The sequence below is a fragment of the Micromonospora sp. NPDC051196 genome (genome assembly GCF_040682415.1).
GTDB lineage: Bacteria > Actinomycetota > Actinomycetes > Mycobacteriales > Micromonosporaceae > Micromonospora.
The window spans coordinates 183828-198639 of the sequence record NZ_JBFBAY010000004.1 but is presented as its reverse complement, the minus strand read 5'-3'; the positions used below and the strand labels follow the sequence as shown (position 1 = coordinate 198639).

Sequence of the window (14812 nt, the reverse complement as noted above, 5' to 3'; positions counted from 1 at the left end):
AAGCGCTTTCCTAGACGGCGCGAGTCGGGTCCCGACCCGCAGCGTGTCGAGGAGGCGGTGCTCGCGAACAGCGGTCCCGTGCCGGCGCCCCACGTCGTGCCCCCGTGGGGTGCCGGCCCGACCGGGATCAGCCGGAGAAGTAGCAGGAGCTGCCGTTGAGGGTGAAGGCGCCCGGCTTGCCGGCGTCGCCGGTGTGGTTGGCCTGGAACCCGATCGTCGTCGAGGTCTTCGGCGCGATGGTGCCGTTGTAGGAGACGTTACGGGCGGTCACCGCCCCGGAGGTCGGCGAGTACGTGGCGTTCCAGCCGTTGGTGATGGTCTGCCCGGCGGGCAGGGTGAACGCCAGGGTCCAGCCGTTGATGGCCGTGCTGCCGGTGTTGGTGATGGACACCGAGGTCGTCAGTCCGGTGTTCCAGGCGTTGACGTCGTAATGGACCTGGCAGCCCGGTCCCGGCGGCAGCGTCGGCGACGACGTGGGGGTCGGAGTCGGAGTCGGGGTCGGAATCGGACTGGGCGTTGGATCAGGCGTTACCGTGGGCGACGGGGACGGGTTGTTGAGGCCGAAGAAGCGGATCGCCTGCGCGGCGTCGACCGGCAGGTTGTGCGATACGCCCTGCATGCTGATCGCCTCCACCGGCGCGTTGTCGCCGGTGCCGCCGTAGCGGGTGCGGGTGTAGCCGGCCTGCGGGCTGTCGGTGTAGGTGGGGGTCTGGCTCCGCCCGTGCACGTTGGTCCACTGCTTGACCTGCTCGCCGAAGTTCGGGTACCGCAGGATGTCGTCGTTGGTGCCGTGCCAGATCTGCATCCGCGGACGCGTGCCGCTGTAGCCCGGGTATGCATTGCGCACCAGGTCACCCCACTGCTGGGGGGTCCGCACGACCTGCCCGTTGGCGCACTCGCTGTTCCACTCCGAGCCGTTGGTGGTGGCGAAACAGCCGAACGGCACCCCCGCGAAGGCGGCTCCGGCGGCGAAGACGTCGGGGTAGAGCCCGAGCATCACGTTGGTCATCATCGCCCCCGACGACACACCGGTGGCGAAGATCCGGCCCGGGTCGACCGAGTATCGGGCCCGGACGTGGTCGACCATCGACATGATGCCCACCGGGTCGCTGCCGCCGCCCCGACGCAATGCCTGCGGCGACGAGACGTCGAAGCACTGGCTGCTGCGGGTCACCGACGGGTAGATGACGATGTAGCCGTACTGGTCGGCCAGGGCGGCGAACCGGGTGCCCGAGTGCAGGGCCGGTCCGGTGCCGGTGCAGTAGTGGATCGCGACCAGCAGGCCCGGTCGCGGTGCGACCCGATCCGGTACGTAGAGGTACATGCGCAGGTTGCTGGGATTGGCACCGAAGTTGGTGACCTCGGTCAGGCTGGCCGCTGAGGCGGGGGTCGGGATCGACAGCGCGGCCAGCGCCGTCAACGCGATGGCCGCGAACGCGGCCCAGCCGAGTTTGATCGCTTTCTTCATGGGCACGATGTCCTTCGGACGGATGCGAACAGGGGGATGTTCCGATCGAGGCTGCCCGGTGCCCGATCTCGTCCGGCTCAGGAACATTGATGATTATCAGTCGTGGGGTGCGCGGTGACAAGCCGCGTCACGCTGGTCACTGTTCGTCGTCGACCACCTCGGTCTCGTCGTCGTGGGTGAACCGCACCGACAGGTGCTCGTCGGGCTGTGGCGCCTCCGCCAGGGTGTGGTGCGGATCGCCGTCGGGGGAGAAGAGCACCTGATCGGTCTTGCGGGTCTTCTCCTGGTCTTCCTCCGGCTCGGTCACCGGCGCACTCCTCACCTCGGGGTCACGTCCCACCGACGCTATGCGGGTGCCCGCGGGTGGTCGTCCCGGCCGGAGCAACCACCACCCGATCGGGGGCGTTCCGCCGTCAGGGCCGCAGCAGGACCGGCCCCGCGTCGATCCGGGTCCGAAACAGGGCGTACGGCTTGCGCCGCAGATCCCGGCCACGGTTGAAGGTGGGCTGCCGGTGCACCTGGTTGGCGATGACGTACAGGTGCCGGTCCTTGGCCACGCTCAACGTGTCGGGCCACAGCAGGCGCGGGTCGTGGACGACCGTCTCGTACTCGCCGTCGGGGCGTCGCCGCAGGATCGCGTTGTGCTCGTAGTTGGTGAGATAGAGCCGCCCCGCGTCGTCGGATTCGAGCCCGTCGGCGCCGCCACCCTTGTCACCCTCGTCGCGTACGGTCGCGGCCACCTCGCCCTCGCCGACGTTGGGATCGGCCAGCGGGTCGGTGGCGACGCTGAACCAGCGGCGTGAGGCGAGCGCGCAGTAGTAAAGCCGGGAGCCGTCGGCGGAGATCGCGATGCCGTCCGCGCCCACCCCCACCGGCTGCGGCGGGCCCTGCGGCGGCCGGACCAGGAACGGCCGACCCTCCACCACCGGGCGGAAGTTCGCCAGCGACTCCGCCTTGGTGGACGGGTGGTCGTTCAGTCGCCGCCACGAGGTGCCGCTGGCCAGGTCCACCACGATGATCGCGTTCGGTGCGCCGTCCGCGGAGTCGGTGATGTACGCGATCCCCGCCGTCCCTCGCCGCAGGTCGAAGCGCACGTCGTTGAGGTACGACGTGGGCAGCGCCACCTCGGGCGGGAAGGTGATCACCTGGGCGACCGTGTTGGTGTCGAGGTCGATGCGTACGAGCTTCGGCCCACCGGGAACGGTGGGCTGGAACATCGGGCTGCCGGTGTCGAGTACCCAGAGCCGGTCGGCGGGATCGACCACCACGCTCTGCACCGACACGAACGCCGACGCGTCGTTGTTGCCGGCGGGCGAGTTCCAGCGCAGGTCGGGATAGGGAACCTCACGGTCGCGGCGCAGCTCGACCACGGTCGCCGGCACCTCGTCGCCCCAGCGGGGAAAGTTGACGAAGATCCGCCCGTGGTGCGAGACGGTCACCCCGGTCGGCATCGGCCCCCGGAATCGATGTACGACCTCCAGCGTGCCGACTGGTTCGTCGGTGGGCAGTCCGGTCCGCATCCTTCGGCCTCCCGTAGCGCACAGTGCCGCATTCGTATCTCATGGTCATGGTTGCAGGTCGGCGGGCATGCGGCGGCCAGCAGGTCAGCCATCCGACCCGTCGCCCGCCGGAAGTCGATTCGTCACCCAACCGTCATGTGTCCGCGCGGTACCCGCCACCTGACCCGTGCAGGGTGGTGGCCGATCATCGCGACGTGGGAAGGAGCCCGGTATGGCCGTCGTCCTGGCTGCCCAACTGGCCACCCTGACCTGTGACAACTGCGGGGACAGCGTCACCGGTACGCGTCCGCCTGCCGACGGTGAAGTGGTCTGGACCCTGCTGTCGGAGCACGGCTGGGGCGGATCTCCGCTGGCCGACGGTCCCCACCGGTGCGCCCACTGCATCCGGCTCGGCCCGGCACCCGGCGCCCTGCCTGGCGGCATCCTCGGCATCGAGCACCTCGGCGGTGTGACGGTGGTGACCGTCGCCGGTGACGTCGACCTGGACACCGGCGACACCCTGCGGATGGCGCTACGGCACGCGGCCGACATGGGCGGCCACGTGCTGGTCGACCTCGTCCGCACCGACCTGATCGACTCCACCGCCCTCGGCCTGCTCGTCCGCGCCCATCACGACGCCGTCGAACGCGGTGCGCGGCTCTGCGTCGCGGTGACGTCGCCGCTGATCCGCCAGGTCCTACGAGTCACCGGCCTCCACGCGGTGCTCGCCGTGGCGGACACCCGCACCGCAGCCCTCGCCCACCTGACCGCCGACCGGGGCGCCGCCCCCGCCAGCGCCGCCTCCTGACCCACCCCACCCCGCCGCCTGAGGCCCGTCCGCGCGCCCGGCTCCACGTCCGCCCGGCGCGGCCTCGCGCCCTGCCCCCACGACCCGCACGGGTCCACGCTCGTTCCCGCGGCGAGCCTGCGGCGCGGCGATCTTGCGGCGCGGCGATCTTGCACTTTCGGTCGCTCTTTTGCGGCTTCCCGCCGGATTTGTCACGACGAAAAGTGCAAGATCGCGTGGGTGCGTGGGTGCGTGGGTGCGTGGGTGCGTGGGTGCGTGGGGGTGGGGTGGGGTGTTGGTGAGTGGGTGGTGATGTCCGACCCGCTCGCGCTCGCCGGTGCCGGGCGGCGCGAGCGGGTCGGAACTCAGCGACGGCCGCGCCGGTGCCCGGCAAGCCGTAGGGCGTTGCAGACGTCCGCAACGCCCTCGACATCCCAGGCCAACTCGCTGGCGGCCCGCCGGGTCTCCGCTCCGGCGACCAGGCCGGTGAGGATCACTACGCGGTTCTGCACCATCACCGTGATCTGCTGCCGACGGGTGGTCCAGTCGGCGCTCAGCCGCTGGGCGACCAGCGCAGCGAGACGGACATCCTCGTCATGGTCCTGCGGCTCGTCCCACAGTGCGCGGAAAGAATGATCGTCGGGCATCGGCCAGGGCCACGGCATCACCACAGCGGTCTCCTTCGTCGTCGAGGCCGGCAACCCGACGCGCCGTCCCGATCGGTGATTACCTTGCGCAAGGACCTTGGAGTCGACCGCACGGTTGGATGACAGTTGCGTGACAGATCCCGCCGCCAGTCGGTGCCCATGCCCACCTGATCGGGCCTGTCCCAGGTCAGCAGCGACGCGGTAAGAGGCCAAGCGGAACAACGAGGAGAACTCGACCCAAGCCTGGCCGGGCCACGGTCGCAAGTCCTCGAAACAATAAGCGACCTGAGCGCACACCCTCCTCTGCAAGGTCACGCTCGATCAGGGATCGAGTGGCATCAGAGCGACAAGGTAACCACTCGATCCTGGATCGAGCGTGACCTTGAGAAGGTTGGTCTTGTGTGGCGGCGTGCCGTGACCGAAACCTCTTGATCAACTCCGCGAAAGGCGGGGGAGCGGTCAGGGGCGGTGGCGTTGGGTGCGGTAGCGGCGGATGAGGGTGGCGGTGGAGGAGTCGAGACCGTCGAGGTCGGGCCGGTCGACGGTGAGTAGGGGGGCGAGCTGGTTGGCCATCACCTTGCCGAGTTCGACGCCCCACTGGTCGAAGGGGTTGATGTCCCAGATCGCGCCCTCGGTGAGCACGATGTGTTCGTAGAGGGCGACCAGTTGGCCGAGGGTGGCCGGGGTCAGGCGGTCGGCCACGATCGAGGTGGTGGGGTGGTTGCCGGCCATCACCCGGTGCGGTACGAGTTCCGCCGGGGTGCCCTCGGCAGCGACCTGCTCGGCGGTACGGCCGAAGGCCAGCGCAGCGGTCTGGGCGAAGAAGTTCGACATGAACAGGTCGTGCATCTCGCCGATGTCGTGGTTCGGTTCGCTGAACGCGATGAAGTCCGCCGGGATCAGCCGGGTGCCCTGGTGGATGAGCTGATAGAAGGCGTGCTGCCCGTTGGTGCCGGGCTCGCCCCAGAAGATCTCCCCGGTGTCGTACGACACCTGCTGCCCGTCGGTGCGGACCGACTTGCCGTTGCTCTCCATGGTCAGCTGTTGCAGGTACGCCGGGAACCGGTGCAGGTACTGCGAGTAGGGCAGCACCGCGTGGGTCTGCGCGCCGAGGAAGTTGGTGTACCAGACGTTGAGCAGCCCGAGCAGCACCGGCGCATTGCGGGCCGGCGGAGTGGTGCGGAAGTGCTCGTCGACGGCGTGGTAGCCGGCGAGCATCTCGTCGAAGCGCGCCGGCCCGATGGAGAGCATCACCGCCAGGCCGACGGCCGACGGCAGCGAGTACCGGCCGCCCACCCAGTCCCAGAAGCCGAACATGTTGGCCGGGTCGATGCCGAAGTCGGCGACCCGCTGCGCGTTGGTGCTGACCGCGACGAAGTGCTTGGCCACCGCCTGCTCGTCGGCGCCGAGCCCGGCCAGCAGCCAGCGTCGGGCCTGGTGGGCGTTGGCCAGGGTCTCCTGGGTGGAAAAGGTCTTCGACACCACCACGAACAGGGTGGTCGCCGGGTCCAGGTCGGCGGTGGCCTCGGCGATGTCGGTCGGGTCGATGTTCGACACGAAGCGGCAGCTGAGGCCCCCGTCGCGGTACGCCTTCAGGGCCTCGTACGCCATCACGGGCCCCAGGTCGGAGCCGCCGATGCCGATGTTGACCACGGTGCGGATCCGCTCGCCGGTGTGCCCGCGCCACTGCCCTGCGCGTACCTGCTCGGCGAACTGCGCCATCCGCTGCCGTACGGCGTGCACGTCGGCCACCACGTCCTGGCCGTCCACGGTCAGCGCGGCGTCCCGGGGCAGCCGCAGCGCGGTGTGCAGCACGGCCCGGTCCTCGGTGCCGTTGATGTGCTCACCGGCGAACATCGCGGCGATGCGGTCGGCGAGCCCGACCCGCTCGGCCAGCGCGGTCAGCAACCCGAGCGTCTCGTCGGTGACCAGGTTCTTGCTGTAGTCGACGTAAAGGTCGGCCACCTCGACGGTCAGCCGTTCGCCCCGCTCGGGGTCACCCGCGAACAGGTCCCGCAGATGCGTCGCGCGGATCTCGTCGGCGTGCTTGCGCAGGGCCTGCCACTCGTCGGTGGTGGTGACGTCCGCAGCCATCGGATCGATCGTCTCCTCGCAGGATCGGGTCACCGCCGTGTCCGGCCGGCGGATGAGACCAGCCTGCCATACAAAGATCGCCATGCTTTCCCCGACGCCGCGACTGGTCACGATCTGCAGGGGTCACCGGTGCCATGCGTGTCCGCCAGGCGGACTGTCGAGGGTGCGCTGCAGCCCGCGACGGGCACAGGGCATCGTGGAGGCATGACGACGTCGGCCCCGAGTGCCCCCGCAGCCGCCCCCGCAAAGCCCACCACCACCCGCATACCGCAGACCCTGCTGGTGCTCGGCGCCAGCGGCGACCTGGCCGGTCGGTTGCTGTTGCCCGGCCTGGGCCGGCTGGTGGCCAGCGGCGCGGTGCCCGGGTTGCGGCTGATCGGCAGCGGTAAGGACGACTGGGACGACGAGCGGTGGCGCCGCCGGGTGACCGAGTCCTTCGCCACCGTCGGCGCGGACGGCCCCCGGGAGTCCGAACTGATCCGCCAGAGCTGGTACGTGCCCGCCGACGTGACCCGCGAGGACGATCTGCGGCGGTTGCTGGGCGACTGCGCGGGACCGTTGGTGATCTTCTTCGCGCTGCCGCCGATGGTGGCCGCCCGGTCGGCCGCCGCGCTGGCCCGCATCGGCGTGCCGCCCGGCACCCGGCTGATGCTGGAGAAGCCGTTCGGCGTCGACCGGATCTCGGCCCGGTCGCTGAACAATCTGCTGGCCACCCTGGTGCCGGAGGAACAGGTCCACCGCATCGACCACTTCCTCGGCAAGTCGACGGTGCTGAACCTGCTCGGCCTGCGCTTCGCCAACCGGATCTTCGAGCCGGTGCTCAACTCCACCCACGTGGCCTGCGTGGACATCGTCTTCGACGAGACCCTCGGGCTGGAGGGGCGGGCCGGCTACTACGACGGCGCGGGCGCGCTGGTGGACATGGTGCAGAGCCATTTGCTCCAGGTGCTCGCCCTGCTCACGATGGACCCGCCGCCCAGCCTCGCGGCCAAGGAACTGCGGGGTCGCATGGCCCAGGTGCTGCGGGCCACCCGGCTGTGGCAGGACGACCCGGTGGTGGCCAGCCGGCGTGCCCGGTACACGGCGGGCGAGATCGCGGGGCGCCGGCTGCCGAACTACACCGACGAGCCGGGCGTCGACCCGTCCCGGGGCACGGAGACGCTGGCCGAGTTGGTGTTGACCGTGGACACCTGGCGTTGGGCGGGGGTGCCCTTCCGGTTGCGCTCCGGCAAGGCCATGGCCGGGGTACGCAAGGAGGCGGTCATCACCTTCAGGCAGCCGGACCGGGTGCCCGACGGGCTGACCGGGTACGAGCGTCCGGATCGGCTGCGGATCGGGTTCGGACCGGACCGGCTCGGTCTCGACCTCAACATCAACGGTCCCGGTGACCCCTTCGACCTGGACCAGGTCGACCTGACCGCGGAATTCGGCCCCGGTGACCTGCCGGCGTACGGCGAGGTGCTGCGCGGCGCGTTCGATGGGGATCCGACCCTGTCGGTGCGTGGCGACGTCGCCGAGGAGTGCTGGCGCATCGTCGAGCCGGTGCTGGCCGCCTGGAAGGCGGGTGCGGTGCCGCTTCGGGAGTATGCGGCCGGATCCACCGGGCCCGTCGACTCGTTGCTCGGCCCGGTGGCCGGGTGGCGTCCGCCCCGACCGGCCGCGAGGAATTTTCACCAGCGGTGACATTTCGATGCCTCTCAGCTACCTCTCAGGCGGTGGTGTTAGCTTCCCGACCCGACGGGATCCACCATGGACGGGGCCGATCCCGTTGCGGCGCAACGGTTTTCGCGTGAAAGTCTCGCGTTCGGGCCGTGCGCCGCGCCCGCCCCGTAGGCGAGGGAGATGCTCGTGGTGTTCAAGAAGATGCTGGGTGCCTTCGGGATCGGTGGGCCCAGCGTCGACACGGTCCTGTCCAACCCGAGCACCCGTCCCGGGCTGATGCTCGGTGGTCAGGTGAACCTGACCGGCGGCAGTCACGACGTGGAGATCGACCACATCGCCGTGGGACTGGTCACCCGGGTCGAGATCGACGGCGCGGAGGGCGACTACGACGCCACCGTCGAGTTTCACCGGACGCAGGTCGCGGGTGGGCTGCGCCTGGCGCAGGGGCAGCAGGTGGCCCTGCCGTTCCAGATTCAGATCCCGATCCAGACCCCGGTGACCGACGTCTACGGGCAACGCCTGCCCGGCATGACCATGGGGCTGCGTACGGAGGTCGCCATCCGTGGCGCGGTCGACAAGGGTGACCTCGACCCGGTGCACGTACACCCGCTGCCCGTGCCGGAGCGCATCCTTGCGGCGTTCGGCCAGCTCGGCTTCCAGTTCAAGGGCGCCGACCTGGAACGGGGGCAGATCGCCGGGGTGCACCAGACCCTGCCGTTCTACCAGGAGATCGAGTACTTCGCCGCGCCGCAGTACGCCCACGGGGTCAACGAGGTCGAGTTGACCTTCCTGGCCGACGAGCAGGGCGTCGACATCGTGCTGGAGTTCGACCGGCGAGGCGGCCTGTTCACCGGCGGCCACGACTCCTACGGCCGCTACCGGGTCGCGCACGCCGACGCCGAGCGACTGGACTGGGTGGCCGTGGTGGACGGCTGGCTCCGCGAGGCCCTGGAGCAGTACCGCACCACGCAGCCGGGCTACGGCGCACCCAGCTACGGCGCACCCGGATACGGCGCACCCGGGTACGGGCAGCCGGGCTATGGGGCGCCGGCCGGGTATCCGCCGCATCAGCCCGCCTACGGCCACGACCACGAGCATCACGAGCGGGGTGGGTCCGGAATGGGCGCGGTGGCCGCCGGTGTGGTGGGCGGTGCGGCGCTCGGCTTCGCCGGGGGCATGGTTGCCGAGGAGGTCTTCGACTCCTTCGGCGACGACGACGGTGGGGACGACGGCGGCGATGAGTGACCGGAGCCGTTTACCCGCGCGTGAGCTGGGCTTTACCGGCGTGAGCTGAGATTTGCCCGAGGCGTGGGCGGCGCGGAGCGAACGGGTGTGGCCCGGTTCGGCGTGGGGTGGTCGGAACGTGGCATTGACCACAGCGTGCCTTATTGCCATAGGTTTGCAACTACGCAAGTATGGCGCTGTGGCGATCCAAGATCGCACTCGTGGGGCGGCCTGCCGGCTGATCACCTCGGGTCGGACGCCGCACCTATCGTCGTCACCTGCGAGGAGCGGTAACAGTCATGTCCCGATCGACCGGTGTACGGCTGGCCGTCAGCGCCGCGCTGCTGCTCGCCCTCGTCGCCTGCTCGTCGCCGACCACCTCGTCAGGCGCTGCGGCCGACGCCCCCCTGATCGTGGCGACCGCCGGAGAGCCGGACACCCTCAACCCGGTGCTCAACTACGGCGTCGACGGCGGCTCGCTGATCTTCGACGGGCTGGTCGCCCGGGACGAGCGTAACCAACTCGTCCCGGCGCTGGCCCGGGAGCTGCCTGCCTTCTCCGAGGACGGGAAGACCGTCACGGCGCGGCTGCGCGACGCGGTGCTCTTCCACGACGGCACCCCGCTGACCGCGCGGGACGTCGTCTTCACCTACCAGGCGGTGCTCGACGAGAAGGTCGACTCGACGCTGCGCAGCGACCTGGACATGCTCGCCTCGGTCGCCGCGCCGGACGACGCCACCGTGGTCTTCACCCTCCGGTACGCCTACGTGCCGTTCCTGCAACGACTGACCCTGGGCATCGTGCCGGCCGCCGCGTTCGCCGGACAGGACATCAACAAGGCCGGCTTCAACCGGCAACCGATCGGCACCGGACCGTACCGGGTCACCTCGTGGACGCCGGGCGACCGGCTGGTGCTGGCCGCCAACGACCGGTACTGGGGTGGCAGACCCGCCAACAGCGCAGTCGTGGTCGCCTTCGTCCCCGACGACAACGTCCGCGCCCAGCGCACCCGCTCGGGCGACTTCGACGCTGCCGAACTGCCGCCCAAGCTGGCCAGCGGCTTCGACGCCCAGCCCGGCTACCGGGTGTACAAGGCGCCCACCGCCGACTACCGGGGCGTCATGCTGCCGATGGGCAACCCGGTCACCGCCGACGTGGCCGTGCGTCGCGCCCTCAACGCCGCCGTCGACCGCGCCGCGATGGTCAACGGTGTCCTCGGCGGGGCCGGTGAGCCGGCGTACGGGCCGGTGCCGCCGTCGTCGGAGTTCGCCGACCCGTCCGTGGCCGGCAACCCGACCGCCGACCCGGCCGCCGCGACCGCACTGCTGGACGCCGCCGGTTGGCGGCCCGGCCCGGACGGCATCCGGGTCAAGAACGGCACCCGGGCCGCCTTCAGTCTCATGTACCCGGCCGCCGACAGCCTGCGCAAGGAACTCGCCCTGGCGGTCACCGCCGACGCGAAGAAGGTCGGTATCGCCATCACCCCCGAGGGACTGACCTGGGACGCCATCACTCCCCGGATGGCCTCCGACGCCCTGATCATGGGCTACGGCACCCCGTACGACCCGGACTTCGTCTCCTACAAGCTGTTCCACTCCGACTTCGCCGGGCAGGGCTTCTTCAACCCCGGCTCGTACGCCTCGCAGGTGACCGACCAGGCGTTGCGCGACGGTCGGGCCGAGGCCGACCCGGCCCGGCGCAAGGCCGCCTACGCCACCTTCCAGCGGCAGTTGGCCACCGACATGCCGTGGGTGTTCCTCACCTACCTGGAGCACACCTACGTGGTGCGCGACTCGGTGAACGGTGTGGTGCCCCGGGTCGAGCCGCACGAGCACGACGTGGCCAACAGCATCTGGTGGAACATCCACACCTGGACCCGACGATCGTGACCGCCCCGACCCGAGCCCGGCGTCGACGGCGTACCGGCGCCGGCCGCGTGATCCGCAACCGGCTGCTGGTGGCCGTGCCGGTGCTCTTCGCCACCAGCGCCGGCATGTTCGCTCTCGGCGCGGCCTCGCCGATCGACCCTGCCCAGCAGTACGCCGGTGCGGCGGCCTTCACCACCAGCGAGGAGAACCTCGCCCAGATCCGGGCCAACTGGGGCATCGACGACCCGTTGCCGGTGCAGTACCTCCGCTGGCTGGGCAACCTGCTCCGGGGCGACCTGGGCTGGTCGACCAGCCGACACGAGCCGGTGGTCGACGTGCTGGCCGCCCGCGCCGGCTGGACCCTGCTGCTGGTCGGTGCCGCCCTGGTCGTGGTGCTGGTGGCCAGCCTGCTGCTGGGCACCCTCGCCGCGTACCGCCGGGGCGGCTGGTTCGACCGGGCGCTGCGCACGACCGCGTACGCGATCCAGTCGGTGCCGTCGTTCTGGCTCGGCCTGGCCGCGATCGCGGTGTTCGCGCTCAGCCTCGGCTGGCTGCCGGCCGGCGGCCTGACCGACATCACCGCCACCGGCACCGATCCGCTCGACGTGGCCTGGCACCTGATCCTGCCGGTCGGGGTGCTGGCACTGTCCCAGATGCCGTGGTTCGTGCTGTTCATCCGCGACTCGGTCGCCGACAGCCTGCGCGACGACCACGTGCTCGCCGCCCGCGCCCGTGGCCTGCCCGGGCGCACCGTCCTGTTCGGTCACGCGCTGCGTACCGGCCTGCTGCCGTTTCTCACCCTGATCGGCACCCACCTGCCCGAACTCGTCGGTGGTGCGGTGCTGGTGGAGACCGTGTTCTCGCTGCCCGGCCTGGGCGCGGTGACCGTGCAGGCCGCCCTGGGCAGCGACTTCCCGCTGCTGGCGGCGACCACCCTGGCGACCACCGTCGTGGTGCTGGCCGCGAACCTCGCCACCGACCTCGCCTACGCCGCCGCCGATCCACGGGTACGCCTCGAATGACCGCCGCCGTCCTCACCCGGGTACGCCGACTGCCCCGACTCCGTCCGGGCCGCCTCGGCGCGTCCATCGCCGCCACGGTGCTCGCCGTCGCCGTGCTCGCCTGCCTGTTCGCCCCGGTGCTCTGGCCGCTGGACCAGAGCGCGATCGACCTGTCCCAGACCCGGCTGGCGCCGTCGGCGGCACACCCGGCGGGCACCGACGATCTCGGCCGCGACGTGCTGCTGCGCAGCATCTACGGGCTGCGGGTGTCGCTGCTGGTCGGGGTCGTCGCCGCGCTGGTCGCCGCCGTCATCGGCGGTGCCGTCGGCGCGCTCGCCGGCACGATCGGCGGCTGGGTCGACCGGGTCCTGATGCGGCTGGTGGACACCATCGCAGCCATGCCGCACCTGCTGCTGGGCATCTTCATCGTGGCGATGCTGCGCCCCAGCCTCGGTGCGGTGGTGCTCTCCGTCGGGCTCACCCACTGGCTGTCCACCGCCCGGATCGTCCGCTCCGAGTTGCTGAGCCTGCGGAACCGACCGTTCATCGACGCGGCCGTCTCCGGCGGCGCCGGACGGCTGCGGGTGCTCACCCGGCATCTGCTGCCGCACGTGCTGCCCCGGCTCGCGCTGGCCACCACCCTGATGATCCCGCACGCGGTGTGGCACGAGACCGCGCTGTCCTTCCTCGGTCTTGGCCTGCCCCCGCACCTGGCCTCCCTCGGCAACATGATCAACGACGGTCGGGGCTCGCTGCTCGCCGGTGCCTGGTGGGCCAGCCTCACCCCGGGCCTGCTGCTGATCGTGGTCACGCTCGCGCTGGCCGCGCTCACCGCCCGCTGGCGGGACCGCCTCGACCCCCGGGTACGCGCGGAGTTGCAACTGTGACCACCACCGATCCGCTGCTGGCCGTCGCCGGGCTCACGGTCCGCTTCCAACTGCCTGACGGCGTCGTCCACGCCGTCACCGACCTGCATCTGGACATCCGCCCCGGTGAACTCGTCGCCGTCGTCGGCGAGTCCGGGTGCGGCAAGTCGGTCCTCGCCCACGCCCTGCTCGGCCTGCTGCCCGGCAACGCCACGGTCACCGGCAGCGCCCTGCTACGCACCGGCGACGGGGTCCGTCGGCCATCGCCGCTCGACCTGCTCGCCTGCGCGCCGCGACAACTGGCCCGGCAGGTCCGCGGGCGGGTCGTCGGGCTGGTGCCGCAGAGCCCGGCGACCTCGCTGAACCCGGTGCGTACCGGCCGTCGGCTGTTGATGGAGACGCTGCGGGCGCACGGCCATGCCCGCGCCGACGCCCCTGCCGCCGCCGACCGCCTCGCCGTCGACGTCGGTCTGGACCCGGCCGACCTCGACCGCTACCCGCACGAGTTGTCCGGTGGCATGGCCCAGCGACTGGCCACCGCACTGGCGCTCGCGCCCGACCCGCCGCTGCTGCTGGCCGACGAGCCGACCACCGGCCTGGACCGCCCGCTGGTCGATCACACCCTCGACCTGCTGCGCCGGCGCTGCGACGCCGGAGCCGCCGTACTGCTGATCACCCATGACCTGGTCGCGGCGCAGCGGGTGGCCGACACCGTGGCGGTCATGTACGCCAGCCGCATCGTCGAGCACGCCCCCACCGAGGCGCTGTTCGAAGCACCCGGGCACCCGTACAGCGCGGCGCTGCTCGACGCGTTGCCGCAGCGGGCGTTCCGGCCGGTGCCGGGGTATCCGCCGATGTTGACCGACCTGCCCGGTGGCTGCGCGTTCGCCGCCCGCTGCGACCGGGCCACCCCGGCCTGCCGAGTACAGCCGGCGTTCACCGGTGTCCGCACCGGTCAGGTCGCCTGCCACCATCCGCTTGAGCACGCCCAGGTGCCCGCCGAGGTGCCGGCGTGACCGGCCGCGCCCTGGCCGCCTGCCAGGTCAGCGCGAGCTACGACCAGCAGCGGGTGCTCGATCGGGTGGATCTGCACATCGCCGCCGGTGAGACGGTGGGACTGCGCGGCCCGTCCGGCAGCGGCAAATCCACGATGGCCCGACTGCTGGCGCTGCTGCACCGACCGGACTCCGGTCACGTCAGCATCGACGGTACGCCGGTGACCGGCACGCGCCATCAGGTGCCGGTGACGGTGCGTACCCGGGTGGCGATCCTGTTCCAGAGTCCACGCGCCGCCACCGACCCGCGGCTCACCCTGGCCGACCTCATCGCCGAGCCGCTGCGCGCGACCGGCACCCCGCCTGAGCAGGTCCGCGAGCGTACCGCTGAACTCGCCGACACCGTCGGGCTGACCGCCGACCTGTTGACCCGCCGCCCACACGCGGTCAGCGACGGCCAACTGCAACGGGCCTGCCTGGCCCGGTCGTTGGTGCACCGTCCCTCGTACCTGCTGTGCGACGAGGCGACCGCCATGCTGGACGCCTCCACCCAGGCGCACGTCGCGGCGGTCGTCCGGGACTTCCAGGGCCGGCACGAGGCCGGCGTGCTGGTGATCAGTCACGACCCCGCCCTGCTGGCGCGGTGGGCCGACCGCGTCGTCGAGTTGCCGTGACGACTGCCGGTCGGGCTGTCGGCGACG

General features: G+C 71.2%; 13 protein-coding genes. 8 read left to right on the top strand and 5 right to left on the bottom strand.

Features of this window, described 5'->3' with window-relative positions; all coding sequences use genetic code 11:
- Nucleotides 1-127: 127 nt before the first annotated feature.
- The 3 genes from AB0M35_RS11390 to AB0M35_RS11380 form a co-directional block, all read right to left on the bottom strand.
- Entirely contained in the window at nucleotides 128-1468 is a 1341-nt protein-coding gene (locus AB0M35_RS11390; RefSeq protein ID WP_363744152.1) for a PHB depolymerase family esterase, read from the bottom strand.
- Between the two features lie 136 nt (nucleotides 1469-1604).
- Nucleotides 1605-1775, bottom strand: coding sequence for a hypothetical protein (locus AB0M35_RS11385; RefSeq protein ID WP_363744150.1), 171 nt, complete (start codon nucleotides 1773-1775; stop codon nucleotides 1605-1607).
- Nucleotides 1776-1881: 106 nt separating this feature from the next.
- Complete coding sequence (locus AB0M35_RS11380) at nucleotides 1882-2988, bottom strand: L-dopachrome tautomerase-related protein (RefSeq protein ID WP_363744148.1); 1107 nt, start codon at nucleotides 2986-2988, stop codon at nucleotides 1882-1884.
- Nucleotides 2989-3199: 211 nt separating this feature from the next.
- Here AB0M35_RS11380 and AB0M35_RS11375 point away from each other — a divergent pair, with 211 nt between their 5' ends.
- Complete coding sequence (locus AB0M35_RS11375) at nucleotides 3200-3775, top strand: STAS domain-containing protein (protein WP_363744146.1); 576 nt, start codon at nucleotides 3200-3202, stop codon at nucleotides 3773-3775.
- Between the two features lie 344 nt (nucleotides 3776-4119).
- Here the strand turns inward: AB0M35_RS11375 and AB0M35_RS11370 are convergent, their stop codons facing one another.
- Nucleotides 4120-4419: a BON domain-containing protein gene (locus AB0M35_RS11370; protein ID WP_363744497.1), complete on the bottom strand. Its 300-nt coding sequence runs from the start codon at nucleotides 4417-4419 to the stop codon at nucleotides 4120-4122.
- Between the two features lie 441 nt (nucleotides 4420-4860).
- Nucleotides 4861-6495, bottom strand: coding sequence for a glucose-6-phosphate isomerase (gene pgi, locus AB0M35_RS11365; RefSeq protein ID WP_363744496.1), 1635 nt, complete (start codon nucleotides 6493-6495; stop codon nucleotides 4861-4863).
- Nucleotides 6496-6699: 204 nt separating this feature from the next.
- Here pgi and AB0M35_RS11360 point away from each other — a divergent pair, with 204 nt between their 5' ends.
- From AB0M35_RS11360 to AB0M35_RS11330, 7 genes are all read left to right on the top strand, one after another.
- Entirely contained in the window at nucleotides 6700-8178 is a 1479-nt protein-coding gene (locus AB0M35_RS11360; RefSeq protein WP_363744144.1) for a glucose-6-phosphate dehydrogenase, read from the top strand.
- Between the two features lie 165 nt (nucleotides 8179-8343).
- Complete coding sequence (locus AB0M35_RS11355; RefSeq protein ID WP_363744142.1) at nucleotides 8344-9402, top strand: sporulation protein; 1059 nt, start codon at nucleotides 8344-8346, stop codon at nucleotides 9400-9402.
- A 278-nt stretch (nucleotides 9403-9680) separates the two neighbouring features.
- Nucleotides 9681-11270 (top strand): ABC transporter substrate-binding protein, encoded by a 1590-nt coding sequence (locus AB0M35_RS11350; RefSeq protein WP_363744140.1) that lies wholly within the window; start codon nucleotides 9681-9683, stop codon nucleotides 11268-11270.
- Nucleotides 11237-12271, top strand: a complete 1035-nt coding sequence (locus tag AB0M35_RS11345) for an ABC transporter permease (RefSeq protein WP_363744138.1) — start codon at nucleotides 11237-11239, stop codon at nucleotides 12269-12271. Before AB0M35_RS11350 ends, AB0M35_RS11345 begins: the two co-directional genes overlap by 34 nt.
- On the top strand, nucleotides 12268-13137 hold the full coding sequence (locus AB0M35_RS11340) for an ABC transporter permease (protein ID WP_363744136.1): 870 nt from the start codon (nucleotides 12268-12270) through the stop codon (nucleotides 13135-13137). Before AB0M35_RS11345 ends, AB0M35_RS11340 begins: the two co-directional genes overlap by 4 nt.
- Entirely contained in the window at nucleotides 13134-14132 is a 999-nt protein-coding gene (locus AB0M35_RS11335; RefSeq protein WP_363744134.1) for an ABC transporter ATP-binding protein, read from the top strand. The genes AB0M35_RS11340 and AB0M35_RS11335 overlap by 4 nt, the downstream gene beginning before the upstream one ends.
- The gene (locus AB0M35_RS11330; RefSeq protein WP_363744133.1) at nucleotides 14129-14785 is read left to right on the top strand and encodes an ATP-binding cassette domain-containing protein; all 657 of its coding nucleotides are present in this window, start codon (nucleotides 14129-14131) and stop codon (nucleotides 14783-14785) included. The genes AB0M35_RS11335 and AB0M35_RS11330 overlap by 4 nt, the downstream gene beginning before the upstream one ends.
- Nucleotides 14786-14812 lie beyond the last annotated feature (27 nt).